Origin of the sequence: Coleofasciculus sp. E1-EBD-02 (assembly GCF_040218245.1) — a bacterium.
Classification (GTDB): Bacteria; Cyanobacteriota; Cyanobacteriia; order Cyanobacteriales; family Coleofasciculaceae; genus Coleofasciculus.
Map to the genome: position 1 here is coordinate 1 of NZ_JAVJQN010000147.1, position 17741 is coordinate 17741.

Below are 17741 nucleotides of genomic sequence, written 5' to 3' on the forward strand. Positions count from 1 at the left end.
ATTTCACACAATTGCTCCAATCGGTCTTTTAGTTTACCCAAGGGTATCTGAACAAATTTCTGGTTGTTCAGTTTACCCATATTGGCGTTGTTCTTAAACCCTTCATTCCATCCCAGAACAATCGTGCTGATTCCGTATTTAAGGCAATGGTTAACAATTAATCTTGCCGCCTTGTTAATACCATCCCTCATCCGGTGATTACGTTGGCGAGTTACTCGGTCAAGCCATCCATCCCAATATCCTTGGGGCTTTCCTTCCTTTCTGGTAGCTACCTGCTTATTCCAGTATTGGTTAAAGGCTTTCATGGCACGGGCATCAATCAGGAAAGAGTTGCCCAAAGTATCGACACAAGCGGCTAGATTATCGGCTGTACCTAGGTCAATCGCTAATGCTTGGTCATCAATGCCTAGGAATGTTTCCTGTTTGGGTATTTCGTAGGAAGCTTCCAAGTAGAAAACACCATTTTTAGGTAAAATAGTCCATTCTTTGACCTTGGCAATATCAAGGTTACTTGGAGTGGGTAGCCTAAAGCTGTCGATTCCAAACCAACGCCTAACGGTTAGACCAAGTGAGAACTGAAGTTGACCGCTAACCAGCTTGGGTTTCTGTCCCCCTGAATTGGGGTAAGCTACCTTAAATAGTTTTGAGCCTTTCAGATAACCAGGTGGTTTGGGTCTATTTGCCAATTGCCCTTTAAACCAAGCCTGACGCAATCCCTTGTAGGACTTAAACACCTCAGCGACGCTGATCAAGGTTTGTTGAGCAGGTATAGAGGGCAGAGATTGGGCAATTTGACTCTTTCCTATGCTGGTTTCGTAAATCAGATCAAACTTTCCAGTCAGGAGTTTACCTGTCTTAAAAAACGTTTGACGGGCAAAATATACACCCATATTGTAGAGTTTCCCCGATTGTTCGCACAGGTACTCTAAAATGGCTTTTGTTTCCTTGTCTGGGTGTAGCAGCATTTGCTGTACTCCCCTAGGCTTTTTGGGTTTAACCATTGCTCGACCTCACAATGCACTTACTTAATCCAGTCTACTGTATGTATTGCTATTCGACAGGACGAATCTATGAAGAATGAGAAAATCTTTTTAAGGGTTACTAAATACGAAAAGAACCAACTCAAGCAAGAGGCGGCTAAAAGAGGGATGACTCAATCTGAGTTAATCAGGAGTTTTATCGCTCAATTGCGCGGCGTAGTTTGGGAATCTCCTTACCTCCGATTCCCCCGCCTTATATCCCGTCGCTAAAAGCGAAGGTTTTACGGCGGATCAAGATAACTGGTTAGTTCAAGGATGACGACTTTCAACCTTGTCAATCAAGTCCTCCGCCATCTCCACCGCCATCAGGATCAGTTTTTGTTCGAGCTGTCCTTGGTGTCCCTCATCACTGATTGTGGCGTAAATATGAGGATTAGCCAGCATCCCTGCGAGTAATTGGGATGCTATTTGTTTAACGTCATTCGTTTTTGAGTCCATGTTTAACACCTCTGGAATACAGTAACATTTTCGGGGGTTTGGTTACCAAACCCCTACCCAAATCCTCAAAACTCAAAACTATGGATCACCAATCCGGGTTAGGATCGATTTTACTTTGAAACTTTTATCTATGGTGAATGATGCTTATGAAGCGCTACTTATCCCGTCTTGTTGCCCTTGTCCTCGTGGTTGCGATCGCGCTAACGGGGTGTTCGTCCAGCAGTACTGGCTTGGTTGGCAATTATCGCCAAGACACCCTGACCGCCTTGGACTCCTTGAGAGCAGCTATTGAGTTACCTGAGGATGCGCCGAATAAGGCAGAGGCTCAGTCCCAAGCGCGTCAAAGCATTAATGAGTATATTTCTCGCTACCGTCGAGATGGCTCTGTCGCTAACCTGAGTTCGTTCTCCACGATGAGAACAGCCCTCAATTCTCTGGCTGGGTACTACAGCTCTTATCCCAATCGTCCCTTACCCCAGAAGCTCAAAGACCGTTTAGAGCAAGAATTCCGGCAGGTGGAACGAGCGATAAGACGCGGCGCTTAACCTGATTTAAAGGGAGATGGGGGAGATGCGGGAGTAGAGGGTGATGAGGGTGATGAGGTGTAGAGACGTAGCATGCTACGTCTGGAACAGTCAGGGCGGGTTTTGTAGAAACGTTACCATCAATAGCTACAAGCAAATCCCTAAACCCGCCCCTACACATTCACGCGCCATGCCCTCGAACGCCGTGAAGGGTCAAAACTTCCTTCCCTTTCTCATCTATCAAGATAACCTGAGCGCCATTGTCCGGAAACAGGACATAATGCTCAGAACTACAAAAGAACGTCCTTAACTCTGTTTGAGATAATTTGTCGATTCGTTCGATTGTCTGTTAAGACTAAAGACACCCACTTCATCAACCCCGCCTTTGCTTCGGAGAAGATGGGGATACCCGCGATTAATGTTGTTGTTCTTTTGTGGTTTTTGTAGGAATGTCCAACGGTCTTGTCCCTATCCCTAGAGGATGGCATTGGCGCTATTATTATCGCTCACTGGTTGCTGCCTTGCTGACGAGTAGCATCATCACTCAGGGCTACGTGGCTAAAACGGCTCAAGCTCAAACGGCTGCCTATTGCCACTTTACGGATGATGCGATCGCGCAAAAAGAAAGCCTGCGCCAGGGTGCGATTAAAGGAAATCCAGATTTCAATAACCGCTATAAAGCGATCGTCAAGCAACATGCTGACGTTTTGCGCCAATGTCGCGATCGCACTTTCCCCCAAGACCAAGCAATATGGCTACGCCTCTATGCCTGTGATGTTCGCGCGGGTGCGATTGATGAGATTCTCGACCGGATTGTCAATCGAGGCTACAACAAGGTCTATGTTGAAGTCTTTTCCGATGGTCAAGTTTTACTCCCCGCCTCAGACAACCCCACCCCCTGGCCCCCCGTCGTGCGAACACCGGGATATGAACGGGTCGATTTATTAGCCCAGACGATTCAAAAAGGACATGAACGGGGATTGCGGGTTTATGCCTGGATGTTCTCGATGAACTTTGGCTACAGGTATGCTCAACGCAGCGATCGGCAAGATGTCCTGGCTCGCAATGGTCGCGGTCAAACCAGTTTATCCTATGTCCATGACCAGTCTCAAGCCTTTATTGATCCCTATAATAATCAAGCTAAAACTGATTACTACCAATTGGTTCAGGCGGTGACGAAACGTCGTCCTGATGGTGTTTTATTTGACTATATTCGTTATCCGCGTGGCAGTGGCTCAGATTCGGTTGTCACGAAGGTAAAAGATTTATGGATCTATAGTGATGCGTCTCGACAAGCCTTATATAATCGCGCTCTCAATAATCAAGGGCGAGAACTGATTCAGCATTATGTACAGGATGGTTCGATTAGCGCGGGCGATGTGGAATCGGTCAAGACGCGCTATGCCAACGAATCCACCCCAATGTGGCAAGGGCGATCGCCCTCTGAGTCAGATAGTGCAGCATCCATAAACTGGCAACTGTGGCAGCTTAGTGTGGCTCATGCGGCTCAAGGGGTATTAGATTTTCTTTCCATGGCTACATTACCCGTTCAACGGGCGGGAATCAAAGCCGGAGCCGTATTTTTTCCCGATGGTAATCAAGTGGTAGGGCGAGGGGGGTATGATTCTCGACTACAACCTTGGGATCATTTTTCTCCATCCTTAGAATGGCATCCCATGTCTTATGGTGTTTGCGGTCATACGGGTTGTATAGAGAGCTTAGTCCGACGAGTTGTGGATAAGGCACCCCTGAATACCAAAATCACACCAGCACTAGCCGGAACCTGGGGGAAATCTGTCAGCAATCGCCCCTCTCTAGAAAAGCAGATGCAGGCAATCCGCCAGCGAATTCCTAATGTCAGTGGTATCAGTCATTTTGCCTTTTCCTGGCAAGATCCTCAATTTGACCGCGATCGCAAGTTCTGTCGGTTACAGTAAAGTTTCATCAGAAACTTTGTCCAGGCGATTACTATGGGCGGAGTCGTTCGTAAGGCAAGTGAAACAATAATGGTAACGCTGCAATTGAGGCAAATTAGCGTACCGCCCGGACATCGGGTGCTGTTGTATGAGGTGGGGTGGTCGGAATTTGAAGCGATTTTAGCGGAATTGGGAGAGCATCGTGCTAGTCGAGTGGCTTATCTCGATCAAACGTTGGAGATTCGGATACCTTTGCCGGAACATGAAAAAGCCAAGGTTATTATTGGAGATTTGTTAAAGATATTACTAGATGAATTAGAAATTGATTGGGAACCCTTCGGCTCAACAACGTTTAAACGACAAGATATGATGGCGGGAATTGAACCCGACGATTGTTTTTATATCCAAAATGCAGCTCGGATGATTGGGCGAGAAAGTCTGGATTTAACCGTTGATCCGCCGCCTGATTTGGCAATAGAAATAGATGTAACGTCTAAGACTCAGTTAAGTGCTTATCAGGTGTTAGGGGTGTCAGAAATTTGGCGATATCAGAATCGCCGATTGCAGGTTTATGTGGTGCAATCAGGAAAGTATGTTGAATCAGCAACAAGTCCGACGTTTCCTGATTTTCCCGTGATTGAGGAATTTTCTCGCTTCTTAGAGATGGCGCGACTATCGGGAACAAGTCAAGCTTTAAGGGCATTTCGGCGATGGGTGAGGGAAAGAGGAAATTAGGGGTTGCTGCAGGGAGTGTTGGGGTGGGGTTAGAGAGCAGGGGAAGCAATGTAGAGACGTAGCATGCTACGTCTGGGAGCAGGGGAAGCTGGGGGAGCCGGGGAAGCTGGGGGAGCAAAGGTACATGTCCTTGTGCGAGCATCTTGCTCGCTACTAATACCCAATTTAAATGCATGACAGTTTAGGATGAGCGTCTTACTGGCTATTTTGCATAGCTTTTTAACTATATATTGACAAATTCAATATACTATGCTTTTAACAGACTGGATTTTTCGGTAGCTTAAAATACAGACAGTCTGAAATCTCCACCGTTTCCCGATGTGCCATGGCACGTCTGGAACATCCTCTCCATGCACAGAGGTGTTGTCATGATATCCGAAACCGTCAAGGTTCTTTTCGTTGATGAAGATGAAACTCATTATAACCGAATCAATCGGTTACTCAAGAGCCTGGACACAATTCATGTTCAATTGGATTGGGTAACAACCCCGGAAACGGCGTTGACTCTAATTCGCGCTCAATCTCAACAGTATGATGCTTATTTAATCGATTCGGGTTTCGCTGAAGTCGAGGGTGATTATGGGTTAATCGAAGAATTATCAGGGAATACATCTCCAGTCATTGTCCTGACTCCTTCACCACAAATCGGTCTAACCGCATTGAAAAAAGGAGCAGCAGACTATTTAGTCTATGATCAACTCAGCGCTCCCCTAATCGAGCATTCCTTGCGCTTAACCCTTACTCATACCAAAACTCAGAGACAACTACAGACTTGGGCTTCAGAGTCTCAAGCGCAGACAGAGGCATTACATGAAATTATTCTCAGTGCCATTTCTGATGCCGTATTCATAACCGATGATTGGGGCAATTTTACGTTTGTTTGTCCCAATGTGAATGTTATTTTTGGCTATTCGCGGCTAGAGACCAAAAAACTGGGTAATATTCGCCACATTTTAGGAGAAAATTTAGTTGACATAAATCAACTTCAATCCGATAACGAAATCACCAACATTGAGTGGCAAATAACTGATAAATCCGGTAAGCTTCATGATTTGCTGGTTAATGTGAAGCAGGTTTCCATTAACGGCGGAACCATCCTTTATACCTGTCATGATATCAGCGAACGCAAACAGGCTGAAGTGAAAATCCGAGAACTGAATAACCAACTCGAACAACGGGTTAAGGAACGGATAACCGAATTACAACAGATTAATGCCCAATTAGTACAAGAAATTCGAGAACGTCGCCAGATTGAGCATATCTTGGCGGTTAGTGAGGAAAAATTTCGCGGTATTTTTAATCAAGCGGCGGTGGGTATTGCTCAAGCGACTCTGAATGGCTTGTTTATTGTGGTTAATCAAAAATTTGCGGATATTATTGGCTACACTCGTGAAGAAGTCTTAGCGAAAACCTGGCAAGATATAACCTATCCCGATGACGTGGAAGGGGATGAAGCTTATGTACGTCAGCTTTTAGCCAATGAAATTGACCGCTACTCTATGGAAAAGCGCTATATCCATAAAGATGGAAGAGTGGTTTGGGTTCAGGTTCATACCACACGATTACAGGAACCCTCCGGTGCGCCTCAATCTTTAATTGGCGTCATTGAAGATATCACGCAACGTAAGCAATTTGAGTGCCAATTACAAGACTATCGCAATCATCTAGAAGACTTGGTTGAACAGCGTGCAGCAGAATTAGTCAGAACCAATCAACACCTTCAGCAAGAAATCAGCGAACGCCAACGGGCTGAATCTGCTATCTATTTTCAGGCACGTCTGTTAGATTTAGTTAATCATGCGGTTATCGCGACAGATTTATCCGGCATTATTACCTATTGGAATCGCTTTGCGGAAACCCTTTATGGGTGGTCAGCCACAGAAGTTAGAGGTCGTTCAATTATCCAGGTTCTCTGTCCTGAAACTGCCCCAGAAAAAGCCACTGAAATTATCAGTTACTTGCAACAGGGAGAAAGTTGGTCAGGTGAATTTTGGGTACAACATCGAGACGGCACGATATTCCCGGTGCAGGTGACAAATTCCTCTATTTACGATGAAACGGGTCAATTTATTGGCATTGTTGGTATTTCCTTTGATTTAACCGAACGCAAGCAGGTTGAAGCAGCGCTACAACAGGCGAATGCAGAATTAGGGATTACGGTACAAGAAAAAAAACGCAGTTTAACCCGTGCCATTCAACAATTACAGGAAGAGATTCGCCATCGCCAACAGGCACAAGACCAACTGCAATTAATTACCGATGCTTTACCCGTTTGTATTTCTTATCTGGATACCGATTTACGCTATCAGTTTGCCAACAAAACCTATCAAACCTGGTTTGGATTATCACCAGAGATGATTTGCGGTAAGACTGTTCCTGAGGTGATTGGAGAGGATGCCTATCAGCGGGTGCGTGGGTATTTAGAACAAGTGCTTCGGGGTGAGTATGTGACGTATGAAACGGAGATTCCTTACAGTTCGGGTGGAACTCGTTATGTTGTCGCGACTCTAATTCCCGCCTTTGGTGACTCCGTGAATTCAGACAACTCTCGCCCTATCCAAGGCTATTATGCCCTAATTACCGATATTAGCGATCGCAAGCGGATGGAAATGGCATTACGGGAAAGTCAACAGAAATATCAAACCCTGTTTGATATCTTACCGATTGGCTTTTCTATCACAGATGAAACGGGACATATTATTGAAGCGAATCCTGCCTCAGAAACCATTTTAGGCATCTCCCTTACTGAACAAACTCAACGCCAATATAATGCCCCGGAATGGCGAGGAATTCGACCCGATGGTACACCCATGCCTAGCCATGAATTTGCCAGTGTGATTGCCTTAACTGAAAATCGAGTGGTGAAAAACTCGGAAGCAGGAATCCATAAACCGAATGGTGAAATTGTCTGGTTATCGATTACGGCTGCCCCGATTTCTTTACCGGGTTATGGTGTAGCTATAGCTTATCTGGATATTACTGAACGCAAAACGGTGGAAATTGTCCTGCAACAAGCCAAAGAAGAAGCAGAAGCGGCGAATCTTGCCAAAAGTGAGTTTCTTGCTAATATGAGCCATGAATTGAGAACGCCTCTCAATGCTATTTTAGGGTTTAGCCAACTGATGAGCCACGAGGCGTCTCTTTCTCCTCAACATCACAACTATCTGGGTATTATTAATCGGTCTGGTGAGCATTTATTGGCATTAATTAATGATATTTTATCCATGTCCAAAATTGAAGCGGGGCGGATGGCAATAGAAGCCAATACCTTTGATTTGTATCAGTTAGTGAATACAATTAAGCAGATGTTTCAGGTTAAGTCTGCCCATAAATATTTAGAATTCATCACCCAACGCTCACCTCAGGTTCCTCGTTATGTGCAGACGGATGAAAATAAATTACGCCAGGTTTTAATTAATTTATTAGATAATGCAGTTAAATTTACGGATAAGGGGAGAATAACGCTAACCCTAGACATGGATGAGTTAAATAATCTACAGGTTTCGGTTCGGGATACAGGTCAAGGGATTGATCCCGACGAACTCGATTCTTTATTTGAGCCATTTGTCCAAACAAAAGTGGGCAAAGACTCTCAAACTGGGACAGGTTTAGGGTTAGCGATTGTGCAGCGATTTATTCAGATGATGGGAGGAGAAGTTACGGTCAATAGTAAACTGGGAGAAGGAACCCAGGTTGAGTTTTCGATTCCGATTACTCCTGCTGAAGCCACTGAAGTCATCTCTCAGTCTCACCCCAATCGCGTTCTCAGAATTGCACCGGAACAACCTAGCTACCGTATCTTAGTCGTAGAAGATAATCCCACCAGTTGTCAACTTTTGTGTGAACTGTTGGAGACTGTCGGATTTGAAGTGCAATCTGCGGAAAATGGTCAACAAGGCATCATGATATGGGACAGTTGGCATCCTCATTTCATCTGGATGGATATCCGAATGCCTGTCATGGATGGCAAGGAGGCTACCCGATGGATTCGTGACCAAGAAAGGCAGAAAGAGACAGGGCAAAATGACCGTTCAGCAACAGTGATTATTGCCATTACTGCCAGTGTTTTTACGGAAGAAATTCAGTCATTTTTAGATAGCGGTTGTGACGATTTTGTGATTAAACCGATTCAAGAACATATCATCTTTGACAAAATGGCACAACATTTAGGGGTGCGTTATCTCTACGATGATGCTACATCCGTTATCTCATCGAACTCAGGTGATTCTCTGCCTATTTTGACCTCGGAATGGTTAGAATTAATGCCTGAAACGTGGCGGGTTCAACTCAATCAAGCCGCCAGCAGTCTTGATGAAGAACTAATGCGTCAACTGGTTCAGCAAATTCCTGATGCTCACCGTAATTTGGCAGCCGCTTTACTTCAATTAATCGATGAGTTTAAGTTCGATCAAATTGTGAATTTGACTAAGCTAATTGGCGATTCATCATGATACGATCTAAGTATGTTAAGTAGGTTGATGGAAATAAACTCAACCATGTTAAGTTATGTTAACAAGCCTCAAACCCTTACAAATGACGAATGACGAATGACGAATGACGATCCCCACCGTTAACTTTAATTGTCCCCACCTACTTATTGCTGTCATCGCTTTGAGGAAAAGAATTGATCAATACGAATACACGAGTGTTTGTTTGGATTAATCCTAGATAAAGACACCGAACGCGGTGATCAAGATCAAGAAAGTGGGGCTGGGCATGTTTCCCACTATCAAATCTTGTCCTCGAACGAAGTGAAGGAACCCCAAGCGTAGCCGTAAGGCTGCGACTAAGGAAGCCTACGTTGTACTCGTAGGGTCAACATAGGAGGATGTTACGTGTACGCTATCGCTATGAGTTCACTCCTTCAATCTCCCTATCCGAGGAAAAAACCTGTCCATTGTTGCTGACACCAGAACATTTAGCGATAATGCCAAGTGAGTGGATCATACAACTCCATCAAGCAGCTAGCAGTCTTGTCTGATGAACCAACTCATTGAGCAAATTCCGGCATCTAACGCTTCCTTAGCTGAAGCCCTTGCCCTTATAGTTAATGAGTTTCGGTGTGACACCCTACTGAACCTGACGCAACCCTTTTACCATGAGTAACCCAAAGAATCCCGGCTATGTCTTAATTGTTGATGATCAGCCTAACAATCTGCGTTTATTATCGACAACTCTAACCGAGGCAGGATATCGGGTAAGAAATGCCATTAGTGCGAAGATGGCATTAATGGGGATCGAAAAAGCTTTACCGCAGCTCATTTTGCTGGATATTATGATGCCTCAAATGGATGGGTATGAACTGTGCCAGCACTTAAAATCTGATGAACGCACCCAGCACATTCCCATCATTTTTTTGAGCGCATTGGATAATGAATGGGATAAAGTAAAAGCCTTTGAGGTAGGAGGAACCGACTATATTACTAAGCCCTTTCATGTAAAAGAAGTGTTATCGCGGGTGAATAATCAACTGATGGTTGTTCGCCAGCAACAGCAAATTGTCGAGCAAAATCGGCAATTGCAGTACCAAAACCAACAACTTCAGCAGCTTAACGCAGAGCTAATCCGCTCGAATCAAGACTTGGAAGAATTTGCCCGCATCGCCTCTCATGATTTGCGATCGCCCCTGCAAACAATGAAAGCGTTTGGTCAGCTTTTTTGCCAAAAATACCAGAGTTTGTTGGATGATAAAGCCGCTCACTACATGAAGCGAATTTTAGAAGCAGGCGATCGCATGGAACAGCTAATTCAAGATTTGCTGAACTATTCACGAGTCGAGACTCTGGGAGAAGAATTTGAACCCACCGACTGTAATCAGGTGGTTGAGTCTGTTTTGGCGAATTTAGACAGTGTAATTCAAGGGCAGGGTGCTGTGATTACCTGCGAACATTTACCCATCGTCATGGCAGATGGCATCCAACTGGTACAACTGTTTCAAAACTTAATCAGTAATGCCCTCAAATTTTGCTCCCCGGAGGTTGCACCGGAGATTAAAATTGCGGCAGAATTGCGCCAAAAAACCTTTTCATTGAGTGATGAATTCGCTATGGTATTGCCGAGTACGTCAGAACCCACTGCGGTGAATGAATGGGTGTTTCGGGTTGAGGATAATGGGATTGGTGTGGAAGCGGCGTATTTTGAACGAATTTTTAAAGTATTCCAACGTCTACACACCAATGAAGAATATCCAGGTACAGGGATTGGTTTATCGATTTGTCAGAAAATTGTGGAACATCACGGCGGACAAATTTGGGTTGAATCATCTCCGGGAGTTGGAACAACCTTTTATTTCACGATTCCGGCTTTATTAACTCCGGAGGCGGGGAAACAGGGGGAGTAGGTAGAGTCTGCTGAATAAGTGTTGTGGTGAGGGGGAGCGGGGGAAGCTGGGGAAGCCAATGTAGAGACGTAGCATGCTACGTCTGGGAGCTGGGGGAGCAAGGGTACATTTTTCCTGAGCCAGGTGATGCCATACTTATGAAGGATGCTACCCGATTTACTTGAATCAAACTACATACAACGATATACACTAGAACAATAAACCTGTTTCCAATAAGCCGATGATTCAGCGGTTTTGGCAGTGGCTAGTGCGGCTGATTCAGCGAATCGTACCGCCTTTTCTTAAACCCAAACAAAACAGGCGACGGCAAAAACGCCTCAGTGATGCAGAGTATCAGCAGCTATTTCGCCAACTGCTGATTGGGGTGAATCAGGGATGGAATCGGGAACAGATCTTGCAACATTTAGGATATCAGAGTAGCGATCGCTCTTTTAAAGTATGGCTGTATGGCTATGGACAGCAGTTACGGCAATTGCCAGAAGCGGATCATCAGTTGGCTTGGCAGTTATTACAGATGAGTGGTGTCGGCTGTGGAGAATTGGGGGAAATTGCCGCAGAAATTGGTAAGGATTTATTGGCGAAACCTGCGGGGAAAGGGGAAGCCTATCCAGGAGATCAAGCAGACGCGGATCAAGGTGAAACTGCCGAAAGTGATGCCGCCGAAACCTGGTTAAATCAAGGGAAACAGCAACTCGCCGACCAAGATTTTCTGGGTGCGATCGCGTCGTTTGATCAGGCGATTCAATGCCAACCCGACTACGCCGAAGCCTGGAATAATCGGGGGTTAGCCTTGGGGAACCTGGGAGACTATCAAGGTGCGATCGCATCCTATGAGAAAGCGATTCAATTTAAACCCGATTACCAATTAGCCTGGTACAACTGGGGTGTAGCGCTGGATAAGTTAAAAGAAAAAGAAAGCGCGATCGCACCGATTGAATCCTCAAAAGACGCCAAGGGTATCCGAGATCCCACAAACCAACACCCATAGAAACCCTGTCTGGGCAATCCACAGGAATAAATATACCGTAGGGGCGACCCGCCTGCATCAATGAACACCACCTATCCACTCAATTGTATCGGGTCGCCCTCAAACTAAATTGTCAGGTAAAAAGTGATATGAAATCTAATGGTGCGTTACGCTTTGCTAACGCACCCTACAGTTTGGTAATAATTTGACGGCAATTTTGTGATAATTTGTCTGGTTGCAAATTGTATTTTTTTTAACGCAGAGGACGCAGAGGTTAACGCAGAGGTTCGCAGAGGAATTGGGGGTAGGTGTCTCTATTCTTCGTTTCCTGTCAAATCAAAGATGCCAATGTTGTACAAAATCGCTCAACTTCGGCTTCGGTGTTGTAATAATGAACAGAAGCCCTTAACACAGACGCCAATCCGCGTGCGTCCATATCTAATCGCGTGCCTTGGGCGGAAGAAACCGATGAAATTACTACCATATTCCGATACCCCGGTAAGGATGCGATCGCCTTTTTTCAGAGGTATGCTATAAAACCGTCTCACAGCCCGGTGTGTCTTGACGGGCGCGTTGCCAATCTAAGGTCAAATCCCGACTCTTCCCCATTGCCCATTGCCCATTGCCCATTGCCTATTCCCAACCGTCAACTTGAATGTTGTCCGACTATTTATGTTACCTTAGAAAGGTTGTCAAAAATCGCACATTCAGGATTTCGGGTGTTTCCCTAAGGAAATCCGCCTGAATGGAGGATAAACCCGAATTAAGGAGTTTAAATAAATTATGCCAGTCGTTTCTTTGGCTCAAATGATGGAAGCCGGGGTTCACTTTGGTCACCAGACCCGCCGCTGGAATCCCCGCATGGATCAGTACATTTATACTGCCCGGAATGGGGTTCATATCATTGACTTGGTGCAAACAGCACAGTTGATGGAAGAAGCCTACAGCTACATGCGAACCGCCACCGAACAAGGAAAACGCTGTCTGTTTGTCGGTACCAAGCGGCAAGCCGCCGGAATTATTGCTCAAGAAGCCAGTCGTTGTGGTGCGTACTACGTCAACCAACGCTGGTTGGGGGGAATGTTAACCAACTGGGAAACCATCAAAGGGCGGGTTGAACGATTAAAAGAACTGGAACGCCGGGAAGAAAGTGGTGCCCTTGACCTCTTGCCGAAAAAAGAAGCCGCCGTACTGCGCCGGGAACTGGGCAAGCTGCAAAAATATCTTGGTGGCATCAAAATGATGCGGCGCATCCCCGACATTGTGGTAATTATTGACCAGCGCCGGGAATACAATGCCATCAAAGAATGTGAAAAACTCAGCATTCCCGTCGTCTCGATGCTGGATACCAATTGTGACCCGGATGTGGTGGATATTCCGATTCCCGCCAATGACGATGCGATTCGGTCAATTAAACTGATCATTGGTAAGTTAGCCGATGCCATCTATGAAGGGCGTCACGGGGAACTGGAAACAGAAGACGAGCAAGAGTTTGCCCAAGCCCTAGACGAGATGGAAGACGAGTACAGCGAGGAAGATATGGACTCCTTTGAGTCAGACATGGAGGAAAGCGCTGAAAGTGCTGAAGAAGGCGCCGAAAGTGCTGAGGAAAGCCAGGACAGCGCCGAGGAAAGCCAGGACAGTGAAGAATAAGCGGCGATGCATTTTCAGGCTCACCCGATACACTGGGGTTATCTGTCCGTTGTTCAGTGGCACTGAGTAGTTACCAAACCGGAGTAATGGTTAGACTTACCGATTTGCTCCGGTTTTTGTCCGATTTGTTCCAAGATAGTGCTAATCGTTAACACGACAAACAACAAAGGAGGAATAAAGGCAAGATGGCGGAAATATCAGCAAAACTCGTCAAAGAGTTACGGGAAAAAACTGGCGCAGGCATGATGGACTGCAAAAAAGCGCTCAAAGAAAATGAGGGCGATATGAACAAAGCCATAGAATGGCTGCGTCAGAAAGGAATTGCCTCAGCTGAGAAAAAATCCGGTCGGATGGCGGCTGAAGGAATTGTGGGTAGCTATATCCACACTGGGGGACGAGTTGGTGTCTTAGTGGAAGTCAACTGCGAGACGGATTTTGTGGCTCGTCGCGAGGAATTCCAAGCCTTAGTCAAGGATATTGCCATGCAAGTGGCAGCTTGTCCGAATGTTGAGTATGTGTCGGTGGACGATATTCCCGCTGCGATTACCCAACGGGAAAAAGAAATTGAAATGGGGCGCGATGACCTAGCGAAGAAACCGGACAATATTAAAGAGAAGATTGTTCAGGGGCGGATTGAGAAACGGTTGAAGGAATTATCATTAATGGATCAACCTTATATCCGAGATCAAAGCAAATCTGTGGAAGAGTTGGTCAAAGAAACCGTTGCGCTGTTAGGAGAAAATATCCAGGTGCGTCGCTTTACCCGCTATGTTCTGGGTGAGGGGATTGAATCGGAATCATCAGACTAAATGTCGCGTCGCTGAAGCCGTTTATTGTAGGGGCGCATGGCGTGCGCCCTTAGTTATCGGAGAAAATTCAACTTCCGATTTAAGAAAAATACACCCAAGAATTTTAACAGTGGTGGGTTACGGCGGATAGTTAATTAAATGGGTATCGCCTTCATGAAAGTCCGCCTAACCCACCCTACGTTTTTGGTAAAAAGGAGACCTATCGGGAGCAGTAGCAGATAATGGTGAGCGCAATTGAACGCATTGAGCAGGACTTAGGTAAGATGGAGGGAGCGATCGCACATCTGGCTTCCCAACTTCACGACAGTTACGCCACCTATTTGACCGTGTTGGGGCAAACCGTGCAAAAACAGTTAATGCTGGCAGGTTACCAGGTATGTACTCAAGGCTATCCCGACGCCTTTTTAAGTTTGTCCTTCAATCAGCGCCAAAATTTACAGCAAGCCTTGCGTCAGATTGGCAAGGAAGGACAAGATGAGTTACTTTTACACCTACAGCTTCCTCAAGACCTATCCTTAAGCCTGGACGATGAACTAGAAGACGAGGATGAGGAGTTAGAACCCCTGCTGGAGTCCACAGAATCCTCGGCGGAAACAACGACGAACCCATCTCCCGATTCAGCCCTCACCCCCCAAAAACCGATTCTGCCGGATCAACTGCTACAGTGGCAAGAGATGCTTGAAGACCAAATTGCTCTCACCTTGCAAACGGTTTCCGTGGAGACGAATCATCTTTTACAACAAGAGGGTATTATTCCTGATAAACTACCCCCAACTGTCCTGGAAGCGGCAACCAAAGCGGATGCGGCGGGTGAAAGCAGTCCGGGTTCAAATCTACTCAACCTTTTAGTCGAAACCCAAACGCCGGAGGATGACGATGATTCAACCCTAACCCGAATTATTGCCGTTAACCTGCGCCTATCCGAAATTGAGTTTACAGAACCGCAATTGGTCAAAGTGCGGAATCAAATCCGTAACCTGCTTGCCCATACCACTAAATTTCAGCGACAATATCGGAAAAAGCAACGGGAGTGGGCAGTAGTTCAAGCCGAAGCCGCATGGCGGGCGAGTTGGTTTGAGGATTAGTTGTTCGTCATTCGTCATTCGTCATTTGTCATACTCGCTTCGCAAGAAGCAAGCTACGTCATTTGGGATTAGCCCTGGCTTGTCGTGAGTCGTTCGTTATTTGTCCTTACAGAATTCAGAGATTGTGAGTACAGAATTTCCAGATTGGACACGATTGCAAAAAGCGCTAGCGGTGGAAGCCGAAAATGGCTTTACTGATTTACAGGGAAATCAGTATCGTTTTAGTGAGTTTCTTTGCCTCAGTTTGGGCAAGACACCCAACGGACTTCTCCCGGTGGAACGGCGCAAATGGCAGTCAATTGCGGCTGAGTTTGAACGTTATCATCATCAGACGGTAGAAGCGCGTCAACATCTGGTGGTAGATACGCAACAGTTCCTCAACAAGCTGCAACAGGAACTTCAGCGCCGGGAACGGGAAAAGACTCATCCGCCTCAAACATCGACGGTTAAATCTCCCCAGACTACGCCTGTGGCTTCGCAAACCTCCAAGGTAAACGTTAATTTTACCCTGGACTCACCGTTGTCCGAGTTACCCGATATTGGTCGTCGTCGCAGTGATTATTTAGGGCGTTTGGGAGTATATACAGTGCGAGATATGCTCTACTATTATCCGAGGGATCATATTGATTATGCCCGTCAGGTGAATATTAAAGAGTTAGTCGCCGGGGAGACGGTAACGGTAGTGGGTACGGTGAAGCGTTGTAACTGTTTTACCAGTCCTCGGAATAAGAAGTTATCGATTTTTGAGTTATTAATTAAAGATAGTACGGGTCAACTAAAACTGAATCGCTTTTTTGCCGGGAATCGTTTCAATCATCGGGGGTGGCAAGAACAACAAAAACGTCGCTATCCAGCGGGGGCGATTGTGGCGGCGTCGGGGTTGGTGAAAAAGAATAAGTATGGGATTACTCTGGATACCCCAGAAATTGAGGTTTTAGACCATCTGGGGGGGAGTATTGACTCCTTAAAAATTGGTCGGGTGATGCCTGTTTATCCGTTGACCGAAGGGGTTCCCGCCGATTGGGTGAGACAGGCGGTGATGGCGGCTTTACCAGCAGTGAATCAACTGCAAGAGCCATTGCCGAAGGGGATGCGCCAGCAGTATGATTTGATGGGAGTGAGTGACGCGATCGCAAATCTCCATTTTCCCACAGATACGGATACCCTTAGCCGTGCCAGACGTCGTTTGGTGTTTGATGAGTTCTTCTATTTACAATTAGGGTTTCTTCAACGGCGGAAAATGCAGCAGCAAGTTCAATCCAGTGCTATTCTCGCGCCCACGGGGAAACTGGTTGATCAATTTTATCACCTACTGCCCTTTGAACTCACCTCTGCCCAAAAACGGGTTGTCAACGATATTCTCAACGATTTACAACAACCCACCCCGATGAATCGGTTAGTCCAAGGGGATGTAGGTTCCGGGAAAACGGTGGTGGCGGTGCTTGCTATTTTAGCGGCGATTCAATCCGGGTATCAAGCCGCGTTAATGGCACCAACGGAAGTGTTAGCTGAACAGCATTATCGTAAATTAGTCAGTTGGTTTAATTTACTCCATCTGCCCGTGGAATTACTAACGGGTTCGGTGAAGGTGAAGAAGCGGCGGGAAATTCATTCTCAGTTGGAAACTGGGGAATTACCGCTATTAGTGGGAACCCATGCATTAATTCAAGACCCCGTGAATTTTCAACGCTTAGGATTGGTAGTAATAGATGAACAGCATCGGTTTGGTGTAGAACAACGGGCGCAGTTACAACAAAAGGGACAATCGCCTCATGTGTTAACCCTGACAGCTACACCGATTCCGCGAACCTTGGCGTTAACCTTGCATGGGGATTTGGATGTGAGTCAAATTGATGAGTTACCACCAGGGCGTCAAAAAATTCACACGTCGGTATTAACCGGGAAGGAACGCCAGCAAGCGTATGACTTGATGCGGCGGGAAATTGCCCAAGGGCGTCAAGCGTATATTGTCCTACCGTTAATTGAAGAATCAGAGAAATTAGATGTGCGATCGGCAGTAGAGGAGCATCAGCGATTATCTGAGAGTATTTTCCCACAATTTCAGGTGGGATTGTTACATGGGCGGATGAGTTCAGCAGAAAAGGATGAAGCGCTAAATGCGTTTCGGGATAATCAGACGCAAATTATTGTCTCCACCACAGTAATTGAGGTAGGGGTAGATGTCCCCAATGCGACGGTGATGATGATTGAAAATGCGGAACGGTTTGGCTTGT

General features: G+C 46.0%; 15 protein-coding genes. 12 read left to right on the forward strand and 3 right to left on the reverse strand.

The window, feature by feature from the left end; translation table 11 throughout:
- Positions 1-1001 (reverse strand): RNA-guided endonuclease InsQ/TnpB family protein (locus RIC07_RS23245; RefSeq protein ID WP_446396581.1); only part of this gene is annotated, 1001 nt, incomplete at its 3' end.
- A 69-nt stretch (positions 1002-1070) separates the two neighbouring features.
- Between RIC07_RS23245 and RIC07_RS23250 the strand changes: the two genes are divergently transcribed.
- Positions 1071-1250 carry a plasmid mobilization protein gene (locus tag RIC07_RS23250; RefSeq protein WP_446396582.1) on the forward strand — a complete coding sequence of 60 codons (180 nt, stop codon included), beginning with the start codon at positions 1071-1073 and terminating at the stop codon, positions 1248-1250.
- A gap of 39 nt (positions 1251-1289) precedes the next feature.
- Here the strand turns inward: RIC07_RS23250 and RIC07_RS23255 are convergent, their stop codons facing one another.
- Complete coding sequence (locus RIC07_RS23255) at positions 1290-1478, reverse strand: hypothetical protein (protein ID WP_006103047.1); 189 nt, start codon at positions 1476-1478, stop codon at positions 1290-1292.
- Positions 1479-1624: 146 nt separating this feature from the next.
- Between RIC07_RS23255 and psb27 the strand changes: the two genes are divergently transcribed.
- The 7 genes from psb27 to RIC07_RS23290 all read left to right on the forward strand — a co-directional run bounded on the left by psb27 (position 1625) and on the right by RIC07_RS23290 (position 11981).
- Positions 1625-2023 (forward strand): photosystem II protein Psb27, encoded by a 399-nt coding sequence (gene psb27 / locus RIC07_RS23260; RefSeq protein WP_446374528.1) that lies wholly within the window; start codon positions 1625-1627, stop codon positions 2021-2023.
- Positions 2024-2451: 428 nt separating this feature from the next.
- A complete protein-coding gene (locus RIC07_RS23265; RefSeq protein WP_446396583.1) occupies positions 2452-3939 on the forward strand; it encodes a family 10 glycosylhydrolase in 1488 nt (495 codons plus the stop codon).
- A gap of 69 nt (positions 3940-4008) precedes the next feature.
- Positions 4009-4653, forward strand: a complete 645-nt coding sequence (locus RIC07_RS23270) for a Uma2 family endonuclease (RefSeq protein ID WP_446396584.1) — start codon at positions 4009-4011, stop codon at positions 4651-4653.
- A gap of 368 nt (positions 4654-5021) precedes the next feature.
- Positions 5022-9104, forward strand: coding sequence for a PAS domain S-box protein (locus tag RIC07_RS23275; RefSeq protein ID WP_446396585.1), 4083 nt, complete (start codon positions 5022-5024; stop codon positions 9102-9104).
- Positions 9105-9633: 529 nt separating this feature from the next.
- On the forward strand, positions 9634-9759 hold the full coding sequence (locus RIC07_RS23280) for a hypothetical protein (protein WP_446374522.1): 126 nt from the start codon (positions 9634-9636) through the stop codon (positions 9757-9759).
- On the forward strand, positions 9752-10993 hold the full coding sequence (locus tag RIC07_RS23285) for a sensor histidine kinase (protein ID WP_446396586.1): 1242 nt from the start codon (positions 9752-9754) through the stop codon (positions 10991-10993). The genes RIC07_RS23280 and RIC07_RS23285 overlap by 8 nt, the downstream gene beginning before the upstream one ends.
- A gap of 220 nt (positions 10994-11213) precedes the next feature.
- Entirely contained in the window at positions 11214-11981 is a 768-nt protein-coding gene (locus RIC07_RS23290; RefSeq protein ID WP_446396587.1) for a tetratricopeptide repeat protein, read from the forward strand.
- Between the two features lie 310 nt (positions 11982-12291).
- On the opposite strand, the gene RIC07_RS23295 is transcribed toward RIC07_RS23290, so the two are convergent.
- Positions 12292-12444 (reverse strand): hypothetical protein, encoded by a 153-nt coding sequence (locus RIC07_RS23295; RefSeq protein ID WP_446396588.1) that lies wholly within the window; start codon positions 12442-12444, stop codon positions 12292-12294.
- A 299-nt stretch (positions 12445-12743) separates the two neighbouring features.
- On the opposite strand from RIC07_RS23295, the gene rpsB reads away from it, so the two are divergent.
- The 4 genes from rpsB to recG form a co-directional block, all read left to right on the forward strand.
- On the forward strand, positions 12744-13613 hold the full coding sequence (gene rpsB / locus RIC07_RS23300) for a 30S ribosomal protein S2 (RefSeq protein ID WP_446396589.1): 870 nt from the start codon (positions 12744-12746) through the stop codon (positions 13611-13613).
- 185 nt (positions 13614-13798) lie between these two features.
- Positions 13799-14422 (forward strand): translation elongation factor Ts, encoded by a 624-nt coding sequence (gene tsf / locus RIC07_RS23305; RefSeq protein ID WP_446374512.1) that lies wholly within the window; start codon positions 13799-13801, stop codon positions 14420-14422.
- 221 nt (positions 14423-14643) lie between these two features.
- The gene (locus tag RIC07_RS23310; protein ID WP_446396590.1) at positions 14644-15507 is read left to right on the forward strand and encodes a hypothetical protein; all 864 of its coding nucleotides are present in this window, start codon (positions 14644-14646) and stop codon (positions 15505-15507) included.
- Positions 15508-15631: 124 nt separating this feature from the next.
- A partial coding sequence (gene recG, locus RIC07_RS23315) for an ATP-dependent DNA helicase RecG (protein WP_446396591.1) occupies positions 15632-17741 on the forward strand: 2110 nt, incomplete at its 3' end.